This window comes from Streptomyces sp. NPDC089915, assembly GCF_040684675.1.
Lineage (GTDB): Bacteria > Actinomycetota > Actinomycetes > Streptomycetales > Streptomycetaceae > Streptomyces.
This window is the reverse complement of record NZ_JBFBGN010000401.1, coordinates 1-1,201: the sequence shown is the minus strand read 5'-3', so window position 1 is coordinate 1,201 and position 1,201 is coordinate 1. Positions and strand designations below refer to the sequence as shown.

2 protein-coding genes are annotated in these 1,201 nt (G+C 72.9%); both read right to left on the bottom strand.

All coding sequences use genetic code 11. The annotated features are described in order from the left end of the window. Positions 1-575, bottom strand: a 575-nt coding sequence (locus AB0O29_RS36165; RefSeq protein ID WP_365160761.1) for a hypothetical protein, incomplete at its 3' end; no start/stop codon positions are given. A gap of 169 nt (positions 576-744) precedes the next feature. After that, entirely contained in the window at positions 745-1,131 is a 387-nt protein-coding gene (locus tag AB0O29_RS36160; RefSeq protein ID WP_365160758.1) for a barstar family protein, read from the bottom strand. Positions 1,132-1,201 lie beyond the last annotated feature (70 nt).

The window sequence follows — 1,201 nt, the reverse complement described above, 5'->3', positions numbered from 1 at the left end:
CGGCCGACCCCGACCAGCCCTGGCCGCCGGCCGCGCCCCGCGGCTCTACACGTCCGGCGGAGTCCCCCTCTGGACGTGTAGACGACCAGGTTGCCGTCGGCCTGGATGGCGAGGTAGTTGCCGAACCCCTGGGTCGCCGTGGCCCACAGCGGCCTGCCGTCGTTGGTGTAGACGACGAAGTTCCCGTCGGCCTGCATCTTGGCGTAGTTGGAGCCGACGGTGTGGCTGGACCACAGGGGCCTGTAGCCATCGGCGGCACGCAGGACAAGGTTCCCGTCCCCCTGCATGACCAGGAGCACTTGGCCGTCGGCGGACGACACGTAGTAGCCGCCGGGAATCACGCAGTCGCCGACGTAGATCCGGTCCCTGTTCGCGTTGTCGAAGGACGAGCACCCGCTGTCCGGCCGCGGAGCCGGAGCGGCCTGTGACGCGCCGGGCGTCTGGGACAGGGCGTGTGAAGACGGGTTCTGCGACGCGGGGCCGGCCGCAGCGAAGGACACGGCGGGTGCGAAGGCCAGCACGCAGCCGGCGGCCGTCGCGATGCCGAACCTGCGGGCGCTGTTCATGACGGACATGGATCCTCCCGGACCACTCGACGAAGGGACTCTCCGTCCGACCGTCGCGGGCCGGGACCTTGTCCGGACCCGCCCGGCCGCACGTCCCCAGCGCAGGAGGCACGAGGTCGCCGGACAACCCGGATTGTCCGCGGACAACCGGGCGTGGGGGCGACGCGGCGTGCGGGGATCAGCGCAGCCGGAGGGCGCCGGGGACCTGGCCCTCGAAGATGCCGACGAGCCAGTCGAAGACCGTCGGGCCCGTGCCGGCACGGGCCGCGGCGAGTTCCTCGGCCACCGCGGGGCGGTTCGTGTGGTGGCAGCGACTCAGGCGGATCTCCAGCTGGCGGGCCGTCTCCGCGTGCCCGAGGGCCTGCCGGGAGGAGGCGTGGTCGTGCCACTCCACGGTGAAGTCGTCGTCGTCCGGTGTGCCGAAGCCGCCCGCCAGGCAGTCGTTGAGGGCGTCGAGATTGCGTCCGAAGTAGCCGCCGGGGCCGTTGACCGCCTCGCCCATCACCGCCCAGAAGTCCTCCAGGGTGTGGATCCGCCGGCCGTCCAGTACGTAGGTCGTCGTCACGCCGCGACGTTACCGGAGGCGGTGGAGGCGACGGCGGGCTCCCCGGCCGGGGGGCCCGCCGCCGGCCGGC